9 protein-coding genes, 3 tRNA genes and 1 pseudogene are annotated in these 15224 nt (G+C 59.9%); 6 read left to right on the top strand and 7 right to left on the bottom strand.

What is annotated here, in order from left to right; translation table 11 throughout:
- Window positions 1-5: 5 nt before the first annotated feature.
- The 3 genes from BW14_RS00655 to BW14_RS00645 all read right to left on the bottom strand — a co-directional run bounded on the left by BW14_RS00655 (window position 6) and on the right by BW14_RS00645 (window position 4293).
- Window positions 6-1478 carry a D-alanyl-D-alanine carboxypeptidase/D-alanyl-D-alanine-endopeptidase gene (locus tag BW14_RS00655; RefSeq protein ID WP_140489078.1) on the bottom strand — a complete coding sequence of 491 codons (1473 nt, stop codon included), beginning with the start codon at window positions 1476-1478 and terminating at the stop codon, window positions 6-8.
- Between the two features lie 62 nt (window positions 1479-1540).
- On the bottom strand, window positions 1541-2764 hold the full coding sequence (locus BW14_RS00650; RefSeq protein ID WP_044089014.1) for a glycosyltransferase family 2 protein: 1224 nt from the start codon (window positions 2762-2764) through the stop codon (window positions 1541-1543).
- Window positions 2764-4293, bottom strand: a complete 1530-nt coding sequence (locus tag BW14_RS00645; protein ID WP_140489077.1) for an AI-2E family transporter — start codon at window positions 4291-4293, stop codon at window positions 2764-2766. Before BW14_RS00645 ends, BW14_RS00650 begins: the two co-directional genes overlap by 1 nt.
- Before the next feature lie 78 nt (window positions 4294-4371).
- Here BW14_RS00645 and BW14_RS00640 point away from each other — a divergent pair, with 78 nt between their 5' ends.
- Window positions 4372-5298 (top strand): glycosyltransferase family 2 protein, encoded by a 927-nt coding sequence (locus BW14_RS00640; RefSeq protein ID WP_044089011.1) that lies wholly within the window; start codon window positions 4372-4374, stop codon window positions 5296-5298.
- Between the two features lie 125 nt (window positions 5299-5423).
- Here the strand turns inward: BW14_RS00640 and fucO are convergent.
- A pseudogene (gene fucO / locus BW14_RS00635) lies at window positions 5424-6575 on the bottom strand (lactaldehyde reductase).
- 266 nt (window positions 6576-6841) lie between these two features.
- Between fucO and BW14_RS00630 the strand changes: the two are divergent.
- From BW14_RS00630 to BW14_RS00620, 3 genes are all read left to right on the top strand, one after another.
- Window positions 6842-8146, top strand: coding sequence for a class I SAM-dependent methyltransferase (locus BW14_RS00630; protein ID WP_140464653.1), 1305 nt, complete (start codon window positions 6842-6844; stop codon window positions 8144-8146).
- Window positions 8147-8606: 460 nt separating this feature from the next.
- Window positions 8607-10094, top strand: coding sequence for an AAA family ATPase (locus tag BW14_RS00625; RefSeq protein ID WP_140489076.1), 1488 nt, complete (start codon window positions 8607-8609; stop codon window positions 10092-10094).
- Window positions 10087-10821 (top strand): hypothetical protein, encoded by a 735-nt coding sequence (locus BW14_RS00620; protein ID WP_223847941.1) that lies wholly within the window; start codon window positions 10087-10089, stop codon window positions 10819-10821. The genes BW14_RS00625 and BW14_RS00620 overlap by 8 nt, the downstream gene beginning before the upstream one ends.
- 207 nt (window positions 10822-11028) lie before the next feature.
- Here the strand turns inward: BW14_RS00620 and BW14_RS00615 are convergent.
- Together BW14_RS00615 and trmB are read right to left on the bottom strand one after the other, a co-directional pair.
- A tRNA-Glu gene (locus BW14_RS00615) sits at window positions 11029-11100 on the bottom strand.
- 325 nt (window positions 11101-11425) lie between these two features.
- On the bottom strand, window positions 11426-12307 hold the full coding sequence (gene trmB, locus BW14_RS00610) for a tRNA (guanosine(46)-N7)-methyltransferase TrmB (RefSeq protein WP_140489075.1): 882 nt from the start codon (window positions 12305-12307) through the stop codon (window positions 11426-11428).
- A 463-nt stretch (window positions 12308-12770) separates the two neighbouring features.
- On the opposite strand from trmB, the gene BW14_RS00605 reads away from it, so the two are divergent.
- A tRNA-Asp gene (locus BW14_RS00605) sits at window positions 12771-12844 on the top strand.
- A gap of 44 nt (window positions 12845-12888) precedes the next feature.
- Window positions 12889-12961 (top strand) — tRNA-Phe (locus BW14_RS00600).
- Window positions 12962-13474: 513 nt separating this feature from the next.
- Here BW14_RS00600 and BW14_RS00595 read toward each other — a convergent pair.
- The gene (locus tag BW14_RS00595; protein ID WP_044088980.1) at window positions 13475-14959 is read right to left on the bottom strand and encodes a glycoside-pentoside-hexuronide (GPH):cation symporter; all 1485 of its coding nucleotides are present in this window, start codon (window positions 14957-14959) and stop codon (window positions 13475-13477) included.
- Window positions 14960-15224: the final 265 nt, after the last annotated feature.

Genomic DNA, 15224 nt, shown 5'->3' with positions numbered 1-15224 from the left:
CTGCGTTACAGCCTTGCCAGTCCGGTGACGAACACGTCGATGGCATTGCGCGCGGCCTCATAATCATCCGGGTTGTTGACCACCACGGCGAATGCCAACACTCCCCCGTCGAGGCGCGAGACATTGCCCGCCATGGAGGTCACATGGGCGAGGCTTCCGGTTTTGACTCGGATCAGACCGGCCACCTTCTCGTCGGTATATCGGTAGGCGGCCGTGCCGGTCAGGCCGACGACCGACAGGCCTTCGGCGGCGGCAGCTCCCACACCTTCATGCAGATTGCGCTGCTGGACGGCTACCAACGTGTGCACAGTGAGTCGGGAACCATCCGAGAGTCCCGAGCAATCGGCCATGGCCAGTCCTGCGGTATCGATGCCGAGCTTTTCCAGCGCCGAACGCACCGCCTGAACGCCAACTTCCGGACCGTTCCCGGCACCTGCGGCGAGCGCTGTCAGTCGTCCGAACTCCTCGGCGAGCGTGTTATCGGAATGCTGCAGCGTATAGGCCAGGATCTCGCCAAGGGTCGCCGAACTGACCGAGGCGATAGGGCTCGCGCCTTCCGGAGCCGCGGAGGCGGAGGGGTCGCCGGTTACCGTGATGCCATTGTCCGCAAGCAGCCTGGCGAACCGTGTGACCGTATCCTGTACGGTATGCTGCGAGAGCTCTGGATATCCCGTCGAATCATCGGGGTCCGCAGGCGCGGGGAAGCCGTCGCCGTATTGGCGGCCGCCGTCGATGGCCATCGAAGAGACCGGCGTGTAATACATGGTGTAATCGGTCTGCACCGAATCACCTGAAGCCAATCCCTGCGGTATGCGGCTGTCGCCGAACAGCGTGTCATCGTAATGCAGGCTCACGCTTCCTATGCCCCGTTGGGCGAGCGCTGCGGCGGTCGCCTGGGCCAATGTGGCCAGGCCTGCGCGTCCGTTGATGTGGTCGGGGTCTGATTGTCCTGCGGAAAGCAGCATGTCACCGTTGCCTTTGAGCGTGACCACCGTATCGCCGGAGTCTTCGGATATGTATGTCTGGGTGTCGAGCGTCGAGGCCATGTCCAACGTGGATGATGCGGCCAAGGCGGTGAGCGTCTTCAATGTGGATGCCGGTTCCCGGGGAGTGGACGCCGCATGCTCGGCTGCGGTATGGCCTTGCGCGTCTTGGATGATCACCGAGACATCATGTCCCACGCCATCGGCCGAAAGCAGGTCAGTGACCAATCGCTGCGCCTGTGCACTGTCGATGGACCTGCCGAGATCGGCCGAGGCGACCAGACCGTCGCCCGTCCTGGCAGCGACCGTCTGCGGGAAGGTTACTGCGGAGACAGGCTTCGACGTGAGTATGCCCGGAACCATGTCCTCGACGTCCGCGATGCAGTATGCGGTGAACAAGACGACAGTGACGATGGACGAGATCGTCACGGTGATGCGACGGCCCATACAGCCGCGGCCATGCGACCCGTCTCCGTCCACGCCTGTTCTGCTCATTGATGTCCTCCGATGTGTCGTTCCGTGGATCGCATGACAGCGAACCTCCCGGACTTCGGGATTCAGCCCTTATGGGTGATGGGCTTCCACTGCGCCTTGGCGAAGATGGCCTGGAAGGAGATGGGCACGTAGCTGAGCATGTAGATCGGGAAGCTCAGCACATATGCCAGCAGCTCCTTGTTGGAGGCGCCGATCTGGTCACGTTCCACGATGATGGTCAGCGCGGCCAACGCCATCAGACCGAGCACCGAAGTCACGATGCCGCTTGACCAGCCGATCAGAGACTGCAATTGGCTGGCCCAGGAGACAAAGCCGAAGGCCGCGAACAACGCGCCCATCAATATGCGAATCACACCGAGCACAGTGAACGGGCACAGCATCAGCGTGAAGTCGATGCAGGAGAAATCACGCTCACGAACCGCGCGTTTGAGCAGGGCGGGCCCGTAATAGCGAAAGACCTGAAGGAATCCCTTGCTCCAGCGCAGGCGCTGACGCCAGCTTTGCGCGAACGTGACCGGCTGCTCATCGTACAGGATCGCATTGCCGCAGTAACCGATGCGGTCGCCGTGCAGAATCGAATCCATCGTGAATTCGAGGTCTTCGGTGAGCAGATGGAATTTCCAGCCTTTGTTCCGCTTCATGACATCGCGGGAGAACATGAAACCAGTGCCGCCCACATGGCAGGAGGACCCCAGGATCATGCGGGAATTGGACAGGAACCTCGATTCGCGGATGAACCAGAGCGCCGAACCGGAGGAGACCCAGTTGTCGGCGAGGTTCACCGAGTTGCGGTAACTGGTCAGGATCTTGAAACCGGCGTTGAAGCCCTTGTTCATCTCTTCGAAGTAGTGCTTGTCGAGCCTGTTGTCCGCATCGAAGACGAAATAGGCGTCGTAATCGTCGGACACCCCGGTTTCGAGCATGTGCCCGAGCAGATACGTCAGCGCGTATCCCTTGCCTATCTGCTGCATATTATGCCGTTCGAGCACGTGGCATCCGCGTGCGCGCACCACGTCGGCGGTCCTGTCGGTGCAGTTGTCGGCCACCAGCCAGATATCGATGAGATCCGCGGGATAGGTCTGCGCGCGAATCGAATCGATGAGATTGCCGATGACGTTCTCCTCGTTCCTGGCGGAGATCAGCACGGCATATCGGTTGGTCATCGGCGCATCCGGGAAGCGCACCGGTTTGGCGAACAGCGACATGACGATGCACACGCCCTGATACACCATGCCGGCACCACCGATGATGAACAACAGCACGTCAAGCACGGAAAGCAGCGTCATCAGCGCCACCCCGTTCTCGGATTGTCGGATGGTGCGGCGGGGGCGTCGGTGTCGTGCTCCTCGGCGCCATGCAGCGTCTGCTTCTTGTGCTCGCCGTCCAGAACACGCTTCGGAATCGCCACAGTGGCCGATTCATCCTCGTCATCGTCCTTCGGCAGCGGACCATCCGTCTCAAGGGCATACAGCTCCTGCTGGAGCTTGCGCAGCTCGTCGTCCATAGGCACCCTCTTGGTGGAGCCCTTGGCGGCGCGCGGCACATGCTCGCCGATAGGGTGCAGCACATGCTCGCCGAACGCCTCGGACGCCTCCACGATCTTCGACTTCTTCTCAGGTACCGGGTCATACATCAGCGGCGAGTCGATCAGCTCATACCGTCTGGTGTAGGCGCGGAAGATCACCTGGATAGAAGCGGTGACCGGCAGGGCGAGGAATGCGCCCAGTGCGCCGAACAGGGAACCGAACGCAAGCACGGCCAGGAAGGCGACCGCGGCGTTGATGTCCATCGTGCGTTGGGAGATCTTCGGCGAAAGGATGAGGTTCTCGATCTGCTGGTAGATGATGATGAACACCAACACGGCGAGCGCATAGGTCCATCCACGGTTGCCCCAGGCGAACAGCACCGGCAGCGCGCCGCCGATGTAGGTGCCGACGGTGGGGATGAACTGGGAGACGACGCCGCAGAACAACGCCAGCGGCAGCCAGTAGGGCACTTGCAGCACTTCAAGGAAGATGGCGGTGCAGGCCGCGTTGATCAGCGCAAGAATCGAACGGGAGAACAGGAAGGACGAGATCTGATCCTGCGCCACGGTCCATACCAGCAGGAAACGGCGCTGCGTATCGGGGGCGAGCCAACGGCAGAACGAGCGGCGCAGCTTCGGTCCGGCGGCGGAAATGTAATACGTGGTCATGACCACGGTCATCAGGTTGAGCAGGAAGCTCAGCAGACCACCCACCGTATTCATCGCGGTACCGGCGAAGTCGGTGACCCAGGAAGTCTGGATGTTGTTGATGATCTCGGAACCAAGGCTGTTGATCTCCGGAAGATTGAATGTGCTGTATTGTCCGAGGAACTCGCGGATCTGTTCGTACATGGCGGGCAGTCCGCTCACCATGGCGACGACCTGGGAAACGAACATGCTGCCGAACAGCGTCAGCAACACGCCGATGATCACGGCCACGCCCACCAGACCGATCGCCGTTGCCGCGCCACGTTTCCATCCATGGCTCACCATCGCGATCACCAGCGGTTCGATGGCGAGCGCCAGGAACAGCGAGATGATGATGTCGAGCACCAGATACGAGATGCTGCCCCACGAGCGCCAGCAGAAGCTGAATATCACAATGGCCATCGCCACATACAGCAGGGCGCGTCCGAACCATTCGGGAGGTCTGCGAGGATCGCCTTTCGCGGGGAACAGCGACCCGAGATCTATGCGGTTTTCGGTATCGGACGGGGCACCCGGGCCTTTACGGCCTGAGGCCTGGGCACCGGTATCCGGTGTCGTGTCATTGCGTGCGCTTTCGCTCATGGCTCCCCATTGTAGCGGGGACCGAGATGTCCGGCCGTTCTTCCCGGTGGCGTACACCCGCTTTTCTATTCTGGAGTCATGCTTACCGTTTCGATCATCATCCCCGCGTGGAACGAAGCCGAACGTATCCGAGACTGTCTGCTGAACGCCACGCGGCAGACCGTCATGCCCTATGAAGTGCTGGTGGTGGACAATCGCTCGACCGACGACACCTGTGCGATCGTTGAGCAGTTCATCGCCGAGCATCCGGATGCTCCTGTCAAACTGCTGCATCAGAACGATGAGCAGGGACTGATTCCCACCCGCAATTACGGGTTCAACCATGCCACCGGTGATGTGTTGGGCCGTTTCGACGCCGACTGCATGATTCGTCCGGACTGGGTCGAGGTGGTCAGCGGTATTTTCACCGAAGACGCCGATGCAATGGGTGCCACTGGCCCTGTGATGTACTATGACATGCCTTCCCGTCACTTCGGGCTTCGCGGCGACAATTCCCTGCGCAAGCGCATCTACCGCGCCGACGGCGGCCAGCCGTTGCTGTTCGGCTCGAATATGGCGTTGCGCGCAACCGCCTGGCAGCAGATCGCAAACGAAGTCTGCCGGGATAAAGCCGATGTGATGCATGAGGATATCGACGTCTCCCTGCATCTGATGGGCAGGAATCTGAAAACCGTGTATTCGCCGCGCATGATTGCGGCCATGAGCGCGCGGCGCATGGACACTTCGCTGGGTTCGTTCCTGAATTACATGCGACGTTTCAAGAACACGTTCAACGCGCATCCCCAGCATTGGCGCAAGCATAAGCCGGAGGTGCTCTTCACCGCCATGTATCCGGTGATGCATCTGTTCTATCCGGTATGGCAGAAAGTGCTTGATTCCGCGGATATCAATCCCGCCGAAGCCGCATGGATCAATGAGCAGATGAAGCTGGCCGAGGCCGAGGGCAAGAAGCTCTACGACGAGACGCCCACCGACGAGGAATACGACGAGAAGCACGGCAAGTAGCCGAAAACAGCCGAAAAACAGATTGAGGGGAGCTGCGGAAATAGGTCCGCAGCTCCCCTCAATCGTATTACTATGCCTGTTGCCGTATATCGCAGACTATGGGGCCGACTATGGCAATCGACGGATCACATCAGGCTCTTGTAGATGGCGAGGATGTCTTCCTCGGTGGCCTTGCGCGGGTTGCCCGGGGTGCACACGTCGTTGAAGGCGTCGTGCGCCAGCGGGGCGAGGTCGGCTTCGGTGGCGCCAACTTCGGAGATCGTGGTCGGGTTCTTCAGGTCCACGGTCAGCTTGTGGACGGCCTGAACGGCCTCCTCGCGCACCTTTTCGAGGTCGCCGGTGTAGGCATCCTCCACACCGAAGGCGTCGGCGATGTCGCGGTACTTCTCACCGGTGAAGTCCTTGTTGTATTCCATGACCGGGGCCAGCAGGATGCCGTTGGCCACACCGTGGGCCACGCCGAGGCGGCCGCCCAGCGGATGGGCCATGCCGTGCACCAGGCCGAGGCCGACGTTGGAATAGGCCATACCGGTGATGTAGGAGGCGTAAGCCATCTGCTCGCCGGCAGGAATGTCACCGTCGGCGGACTTCGCGAGGTTCTTGGCGATCATGCGGATGGTCTGCATAGACAGGCAGTCGGACAGGCTCCAGGCACCCGGGGTGATGTACCCCTCGATGGCGTGGGTCAGTGCGTCGAGACCGGTGGCCACCTTGAGGCCGCGCGGCATGGAGTCGGTCAGGTCCGGGTCCACGAAGGCGACGATCGGGATGTCGTGCGGGTCGACCGCCACGAACTTGCGCTTGTTGGCGGTGTCGGTGATCACGTAGTTGATGGTGGTTTCGGAGGCGGTGCCAGCGGTGGTGGGCACACCGAAGATCGGCACGGACGGGTTCTTGGTGTCTGCCACACCCTCGAGGGAGAGCACGTCAGCGAACTCCGGGTTGGCGGTGATGATGCCGATGCCCTTGCAGGTGTCCTGCGGGGAGCCGCCGCCCAGACCGATCAGGAAGTCAGCGCCGGATGCGGCGAACTACTCGACGCCGTCCTTGATGCATTCGACCGGCGGGTTCGGCTTCACGTTGGAGAAGACCTCATAGGGCAGACCAGCCTCGTCCAGCACCTTGGTGACCTTCTCGGCGGTGCCAGTCTCAAGCAGGACCGGGTCGGTCACGATGAACGCCTTGGTGAAGCCATGCTGCTTCGCCACAGTCGGAATTTCCTTGATGGCACCACGGCCGAAGTATGCGGTCTGGTTGAAAATCATCCTATATACCATCGTTGCTCTCCTTTTGAGCGGTGTGCATCTGCGTTCAGGCCTCTCCATCAGTGAGCGGCCCAACAATCCACTACTGTACTCTGCGCATATCGGTATTCCTGAAAACACGCTGGAAGCGACTAACACGACAAGCCATAGAACATGGAACGAAACACCGGGAAAACGCCTGTCGCGAAAACCGGTAGCCAATATATTGTGCGTTCCGGAAGAGGACTAGAATCAATGCCGAAGTTGGGGGTGTATCACCATAAGAGAATGAGGTAGGTATGGCAAATGGCAAAACGATGACCGTCGCCGAGATGGTCTCGCTGTTCGTGGATTCAGCTGCGCCGTTGCGTGTGGATGCATTCGACGGCTCGCACTTCGGCCCCGCGAATGCGGATCTCAAAGTCAGAATCACCAGTCCGAACTGCATGTATCAGCTGTTGACCCATCCCAATGAGATTGGCGTGGTGCGCGCCTACGTGCTCGGCGACTTCGACATCGACGGCATCGATTATGCGGATCCGTATCCGGCGATGCGTCAACTGATTTCACTGGCCAAATACGTCAAGCCCCTCACGCCCATGTCCGTAGCCCGCGTATCCGCCGGCATTCTCAGCCATGGTTTCAGGAAGCCTCCGGTCCCCTCCACCGAGGGCCCGAGCAAGTTCGACCGCATCAAGCATGGACTGCTCCCCCACACCGAAAAAGCCGATTCGGAGACCGTCAGCTTCCACTATGACATGTCCAACGAGTTCTACGCCGACTTCCTCGGCCCTTCGATGACCTACACCTGCGCGGTATTCGATGACGAGAATATGAGTCTCGAGGACGCTCAGGCCAACAAATTGCGACTGATTCTCGACAAGCTCGGCTTGCAGCCGGGAGAGCGTTTGCTGGACATCGGCTGCGGCTGGGGCTCGATGGTCATCACCGCCGCGCGCCGAGGCATCAAGGCGCTCGGCGTCACACTGTCCAAGGAACAGGCCGCCTATGCCAACGAATGGATTCGCCGCGAAGGTCTGGAGCATCTCGCCGAAGTCCGCGTGCAGGATTACCGCGAAGTGCCCGAACGCGATTTCGACGGCATCTGCTCCATCGGCATGATGGAGCACGTCGGCACCAAGAACTACCAGAGCTACTTCGAGGACATGTACCGACTGCTCAAGCCGATGGGCCGGCTGCTCAACCATCAGATCACCATCAGTCACGACAAGCCGGACGGCAAGCCCGGCACCGACGAATTCCTCGACCGCTACATCTTCCCGGACGGCGACCTCGGCGCGCCAGGATTCATTGAATCCTGCATCCATGACGCCGGCTTCAATGTAGTGCATCAGGAGAACCTGCGCCAGCATTACGCGCTGACCCTGCACCACTGGAACAAGAACCTCTCCGAACACTGGGATGACGCGGTCAAGCAGGTCGGCTTCGAGCGCGCCAAGGTCTGGGGCCTGTACATGGCCGCCTGTGCCTTGAACTTCGAACTCGACGGCATCCAGATTCATCAGTTCCTCGCCGTCAAGCCGGATCGCGTTGGTCACCCGGACGGCAAGTGGTATCCGCTGCGCCCCTGGTGGAGGGCGTGATACTGCCAGTAAGATGCGCCACGCCAACGCAACACCTACCAGTTTGCGTTGGCGTGGCATTTTTTATGCACCGTCTTGCCACCACCCCATCACTTCAAATCCGCGGAATAACGCCATTCCTTTCCCTCATGCGACAGAAGCGCTTTTCTCCGGGAAAGAGAGGAAACGGGGACTCCAGAACCCGCCTCCTCCCGGGTCCCTGGAAGAAAAGCACGCCCGCAAGCCCGACGGCAAACCGCCGGACCACGAACGCACCATCAGCATCACCCCGCGCCAGGTGGCCCTGCGGCGGACAGATGTTGCCTCGATTGAACCACCTCATCGCGGATCGGGACTGTTGTATCGCTCTGGTTATGATCTGATTGCGAAACGCTGCGGTATGCATACAAGTCACATCGTATAATAGTCATGTATTTCAATTAAAAATTGATTATTATGAGTTTTAGAGAATGGCAATGCGATGAGTCGTTTGAAAAGACTTGTTCTGGACGACATGAGGAACATATCGCATGGAGTCCTGGATTTCGATGATCTGCCCGCCGGTGGCAGCGTCACGGGCATTTACGGGCAAAACGGGTCGGGCAAGACCACAGTCATCGACGCGATCGGGATACTGCGCGCACTGCTGTCCGGGAATATACTGCCGGACACCGCCGGTGATGTCGTCAGCGCCAGCGCCGGTACGGCGGCCGTGACGGCGACGTTCCTCATTGGGGACAAGCAGAAGCCCAGCTATCTTGAGTACAGGGTGTCCATGCGCAAGGCGAACAAGGATTCGACGCGGGCGCGAGTCGTCGCCGAGTCGGTGCGCATCGGCGACGACCTCTCGCGCCTGGGCCGCGAGGTGCTGGGACATCGCATGGAGGATTCCAAGGCGGACGGGTTCGTGTCGACCCCGGTCTACGTGTGGCGTTCCATCGAAGCGATCGCTTCGGTGAAGACCGTGGTCTCGCGGACCGCAGATCGCGCGTACATGGAGGGGCGCTCGTTCCTGTTCTCCCGGTGCGCCACGCTCGACGATCGGCCGGACGCCGAGTTTCTGATCGACTGGGCGGTGGCCCGCGCGCGGGAGGCGAACGGCGTGTCCTCCAGGTCGTTGACGTATATCAACGAGCGTTTCGGTGAGTTCGTTCGTCTGCGCGAGGCCCTGTGCGGCTATGCGACCAACGACATCTTCGTATCCACCACCCGTCGTGGCTCCTTTGCCGCGTTTGCGATCATCCCGATCATGGAGGAGAACCAGGCTGGCCGTAACACGGAGTTCGCGTTCGACCTGCTGCAGCCCAATCCGCTGACCCCCGGCCAGGCGAAACGGCTCGGACAGACCGTGGAGTCCTTCGACCGCATCCTGCCCACCATCGTGCCCGGCCTGCACGTCCTGCTGAAGACCGGCACCGCGCCTTCCGGCAAGGACGGCGAGGATCGAGTCACCGCGGAGCTGTTCTCCCGCCGTGGCGACGTCACGGTGCCCTTCCGCTGCGAGAGCGAGGGCATCATACGCATCACCGCTCTGCTCGGCTACCTCAAACATGCGTACAACGACGAGAACGCGCTGGTCGCCGTGGACGAGTTCGACTCCGGCGTATTCGAACTGCTGCTCGGCGACATGCTGTATCAGCTGGCGGACGGGTGCGCGGGGCAATTGGTGTTCACCGCCCATAACCTGCGGGCGTTGGAGGTGCTGCCGAACAGCTGCATCCGCACGACGGTGACCGATCCCGACAACCGGTTCGCGACCATCCCTCGCAAGTCCTCCACGAACAACCAGCGCCGACGGTACCTGACGGCCAGCGAGCTCGGATGGAGCGGACCGGACATCTATGATCCGCCCATACCGCGCATGTTCGGCAACAGCCTCTACGCCGCCGGCCACCCCGACGAGGACGATGACATCGACGACGATCTGGCCGCACTCAATGCCGCCGGAACGGAGGCGGAGCGTGGCTAAACGCAAGATCGTCCTGCTGGTCGTGGAGGGCTCGAGCGACGCCAGCCTGCTCGTTCCGGCGTTCTCGGCGTTGATCGAGAACCGCCTGTTCCAAGGTCAGGAATTTCATTGCGACGTGCTGACCGCGCCGAATCACCGCGAGGAGTTCTACCGGCGCAACGGGTTCTACCCTGCGAACAAACCCTCGCAAACCGTGCGCGAACTCGTCGAGAATTATCTCAAGGACCATGATCGCACATGGGGTCAGCTCGGCCATGTCATCCAGATCTGCGACCTCGACGGGGCATTCGCGCCCGACGACCGAGTGCGGGAGGACCCGTCAGTGGATGGAACCCACTATTCGATGACGGACATCATCACCACGAACCGCGACGCCCTGATAGCGGATCGAAAGACAAAGAGAAACGGCGTGGACGCCCTGCTCAAACTCGACGGATTCAGGAAGAAGCAGGGCGGTCGCACCGCTGTGATTCCATACCGTCTGTTCTATGTCAGCCGCAACCTTGAACACGCGTTCCGAGGCAGGACTGACAACCTGGACGCACAACACAAACAAAGCGGTGCCATCAAACTGGCCGATCGCTTCACGCAGGACCCAAACCTGTTCTCGACGACTCTCCAATCCCTGCGACGCATACACGGCAACCCGGTCACTTGGGAGGAACCTGGCAATACGCTATGCAGGACTGCCACTCACTCGAACGCGGCAGCAACCTCGCATTCGTAGAACCATACCTGGCAAGCGAACTGTAATCAGAGTGGTTATCAGGTGCGCTGAATGTGCCAATAGCGGAATTCCGCCAGTTTTGGTGTTTTGAATGCGTTCCGAATGGACAAACGGCGGGATACGCCAACCGATTGCCTGTATCAGACCTGTATCAAACGGAAAAAGAAAACCCTTGAAAACCTAATGTTTTCAAGGGTTTTGTTGAAGTACCCCCAGAGAGAGTCGAACTCTCGTTGTCAGATTGAAAGTCTGGTGTCCTAACCGTTAGACGATGGGGGCGGACAACTCGTGTAACTATACTGATGAACCCGATGCGACGCAAATCGACACCTCATCGGCGTGTCGAGGCAGAAGACATGGGTACAACCTCTACAACTGTCGCCGTACAGCAGTGCAGCCGCTAATCGCAAATCATGAAAGTCACATCCCACCGTCTGCAGGATTCAGCGTAGGATTCAGCCGCGCGACGTAACGCGAATACTCCCCAATGGCCGCGCAGCCATGCAGCGCGATGCACATGCGAGCGAACGGGATGGAGACACCTGTCTGAAACACAGTGCCCCACCCCGCACACCCCATTTGCGTCTTCGCGCGCCAAGTCCTATCAGAGAGCGTTCGCCCGATAGGCGAAGTCGTGGATGACCCTTCCGGCGTCGATGCCCTTCTTCTCGAAATGTGTGAGCACACGCCCCTCGAACCGTTCGGATTCAATGAAGTCCGCATGCGGCATGCCGTCAGCCATATCAGCATTGCCTTTGCCGACATGTTCCAACGGGAGGCTCACGGCCACCGTGCCGAGATTCTCCCAACCCTCGCGATGGTCCATGACCTCGTGCACGTGCAACGCGTAATCCTCGATATCGGTAGCGATGCGCCAGACGCCATCCTGCCGCAGCGCGCGGTGAATATTGTCCGCAAGTGCGGGCTGGACGATGCGACGCTTGTGATGCTTCTTCTTCGGCCAGGGATCCGGGAAGAACGTCCAGACCTCAGCAAGCACGCCAGTTTCAGTGACCTTGAACAGTTCCGCCGCATTGACCTGCGCTATACGGATATTGGTCAGATTCTGCTTGCCGGCCAACAGCAATGTATGCGCCACACCAGGGTCATAGACCTCCAGCGCCAGGAAATTGATCTCCGGATGGGCGGCCGCGGCGGCAACCACGTTCTCCCCCTGACCGGTGCCGATCTCCACAATCAGCGGATTATCATTGCCCCAGATGGAATGGATGTACGCTTTAGTCAGCGAGAATCCTTCGCGCACGTCAAGCGGACCATTGCCGGCAGCGATATCCAACAGATACGTGTCGGCGTAATTGTCCCAGGCACGCTGCAAACGAGCGTCGAGACGCGCGGAGCGGCGCACGAAAGACAACACCTTATGAATCGGATGCGAAGGAGCGCCGGCGTCGTCAACATGCTCGACGGCATGCTCGACGTCCGGATTGTCGTGCGTCGGCTCGATGGGAACTTGGGTAACGGTCATGATGCTGCTTGGCCTTTCGTCAAGATTGCTGATGCCACTGTACGAATTCGCTATCCGTCCATTGTGCCACCCGCCATGCCAAGCCGACTGGTTCGCCAGTGAGTCCGACGCCTCACGGAACAGGAATCACTTCGTTTCCACGATCGGCCATTACAGCACTCGATATTCGAATGCCCGTCTCGCAATTGACAGAGCGGCAATGCCCCAGCAGCAATGACACTCAGATACATGGGCCACCATCGACGCTTCCATGGGAGGGATGGATCCCTATTATCAGCGAGACGAGCCACGAAAAACAACTGCGCACACATTCAGCCGACATCGCGACCACAATCACAATCGCTTACCTCAGTCACAGCAACTGCCGCAAACCGTTGAAAACACTATAGACACGCCGTGATTTGCAGGAATATGGTTTTCCAGTATTATATCTATCTGTTGTCTGTTGCAAGACAGAGAACACGGCCCCGTAGCTCAGTTGGTTAGAGCGCCGCCCTGTCACGGCGGAGGTCACCGGTTCAAGTCCGGCCGGGGTCGCTGGATGGTCAAGGTTTGATTCGTCAAATCCGAAACTATTCAATGGCTCTGTAGCTCAGTTGGTAGAGCGAGCGACTGAAAATCGCTAGGTCAACGGATCGACGCCGTTCGGAGCCACTACGCGGAACCCCGCAAGCCAATCATTCCAAGGCTTGCTGGGTTTCTTGATTCCGGAAGCAACCCAGCATAAACTCCTCAGCCCAGCATAAACCCAGCACATTCACTAGCAAAGTGACTCAGGGGCGATCTTGCAGCACACCGCCTGTTGACCGGTCTAACTTTGTCTTAGGTCGTCCCCTCCCAAGCTCATTCATACACAACCTCACCAAACGTACATTGGCTCCTACTCAGCGTACGTTTGGTGAGGTCTTACGACAGATTACAGCGCGTGAATCGGCTGTATGTTCGCGTCCGAACAAGGATGCCGCGAACATACAGTCTCTTAGCGGCGCGGAATCGGCTGTATGTTCGCGGCGGTTGCGTTGAAGCGCGAACATACAGCGGAAAAGCCGACAACCCGAAAAGCCGACAGCCGACAACCGACAGCCGACAACCGACAACCCGGAAACCAGTAGCCGACAGCCGACAACCCGAAAACCAGTGGCCGATAACCGATTCGCGCGAATGGCGTCAGTCGACGTCGACGTCGCCGTGGCTGAGTTGTTGCTCGAGTTGTGTGACGATCTGCTCGTGCATTTTCTCGTCGATTTTGACGGTGAGGAGGTATACGACGAGGCTCAATATGATGCCGCCCAATGGCAGGTAGTAGGCGCAGGTCTTGAAGGTGCGGATGTTGGCGGCGGTCATGTCGGCGGCGGTGGCGTCGCCCACCATGCCGGCGGCGACGGCCACGAACCCGACGATGCCGTTGGAGAGGGCGCCGGCGATCTTGTCGAGCATGGGCCGCACGGACAGGGTCACGGCCTCGTTGCGCCGGCCGGTCTTCAGCTGCCCGTATTCGATGGAGTCGGTCATGCCCAGGATCGCGGTCATCTGGATGGTCTGCGCGGGAAGATAGAACAACACGAGCGCGACGATGACCATGGGCAGGTTCATGGGGTTGATGATGAACAGCGTGTAGCCGGCGATCATGAACGCCATGCCGGCCACGTACAGCCAGCGGCGCGGGATGCGGCGGTTGAGCACCGGGTAGAGGGGCGTGGTGACCAGTCCGGTGACGATCGGGATGACTCCGGCGATGGAGAAGCTGTCCGGCGCGCCGAGCACGTATTTGAACTGGTAGAACAGCACGCCGGTGGTGGCCACGTTCGCCACCGAGTACAGGAGATAGCTCAATGCGACCCAGAGCAATTGGTCGTTCTGGGCGATGGCCTTGAACGCCTGGATGGGGTTGCCGCCCTCGCGGGCCTTGGCGCGCAGCTGGTCCTGGTTCTCGCGTGTGCCGAACGCGACGCTCCACGCGGTAATCAGGCCGAGCACGGCGATGATGATCGCGAACGCGGCCCAGCCGGACCGGCCCTGCGCCCACTGGCCGGTGAACTTGAAGGTGAACCAGCTGACGATGGGCACGACGATCACGGTGACGCCGTTGTAGCCGATCGATCCGGTGAACGTGCCCAGCGCGGTGTACACGCCGCGTTCATGCGAGTCGGTGGAGATCGCGGGGATCATGCCCCAGTAGGAGATGTCGCGCAGCGAGTAGATCACGTCCAGGAGGATGAACACGACGACGAACAGGACCATGAACAAGCCCGTGTTCACGTCCACCAGGCCGAACAGTCCGGTGAACACCATCACCAGCAGGATGCCCGGCACGATGCCGCCGATGAACTGCCACGGGCGGAACCGGCCCCACCTGGTGTCCGTGTTGTCCACGAGATTGCCCAGCAGCGGGTCGAGGAAGATCTCCGCGATGCGGATCACCACCACCAGACCCGTGATGACCGCGATCATGCGCGCCGCCAACGCCTTGTCCACGTTCACGAACAACGCCGTCGTCACGAACGTGATGAAGAACGTGCTCATCGTGTTATAGAACGCCGCCTGACCCAAATTACCCACCGCATACGCCACACGACGTCCGATATTGCGCGTAGATCCGCCCGTCCCGCTTCGCTCCGATGCTTCCGGATGATGTGATGTGGATTCAGTCATGTTGTGGCCTCCTTGCGACCTGAAGTTGTTCCGGCAGAATCCTCTCCGACCCTGCACCACGCGAGTATAGAACTTTCGATAGAAAGTAAATAATATTACGGCGAGTCGTAAAGACGATACCGCATATCTCTCAAACACAGCATCCACCAGGCAGCATCCGTAGCTATTGCACCCCTGTGCCCATCACCCCCGCAAAGCCCCACTCCGCAAAGCCCCACGCCACAAAGCCTACTTTGCAAAGCCAATCCCTTAAAACCCCGACACA

The sequence above is a fragment of the Bifidobacterium sp. UTBIF-68 genome, assembly GCF_006408855.1.
Classification (GTDB): Bacteria; Actinomycetota; Actinomycetes; order Actinomycetales; family Bifidobacteriaceae; genus Bifidobacterium; species Bifidobacterium reuteri.
This window is presented reverse-complemented; position numbering and strand designations above follow the sequence as displayed.

What these genes read in the sequence shown, in the direction of transcription:
- BW14_RS00655 (WP_140489078.1), bottom strand. Translation starts at nt 1,478, where the DNA reads ATGAGCAGAACAGGCGTGGACGGAGACGGGTCGCATGGCCGCGGCTGT.
- BW14_RS00650 (WP_044089014.1), bottom strand. Translation starts at nt 2,764, where the DNA reads ATGACGCTGCTTTCCGTGCTTGACGTGCTGTTGTTCATCATCGGTGGT.
- BW14_RS00645 (WP_140489077.1), bottom strand. Translation starts at nt 4,293, where the DNA reads ATGAGCGAAAGCGCACGCAATGACACGACACCGGATACCGGTGCCCAG.
- BW14_RS00640 (WP_044089011.1), top strand. Translation starts at nt 4,372, where the DNA reads ATGCTTACCGTTTCGATCATCATCCCCGCGTGGAACGAAGCCGAACGT.
- BW14_RS00630 (WP_140464653.1), top strand. Translation starts at nt 6,842, where the DNA reads ATGGCAAATGGCAAAACGATGACCGTCGCCGAGATGGTCTCGCTGTTC.
- BW14_RS00625 (WP_140489076.1), top strand. Translation starts at nt 8,607, where the DNA reads ATGAGTCGTTTGAAAAGACTTGTTCTGGACGACATGAGGAACATATCG.
- trmB (WP_140489075.1), bottom strand. Translation starts at nt 12,307, where the DNA reads ATGACCGTTACCCAAGTTCCCATCGAGCCGACGCACGACAATCCGGAC.
- BW14_RS00595 (WP_044088980.1), bottom strand. Translation starts at nt 14,959, where the DNA reads ATGACTGAATCCACATCACATCATCCGGAAGCATCGGAGCGAAGCGGG.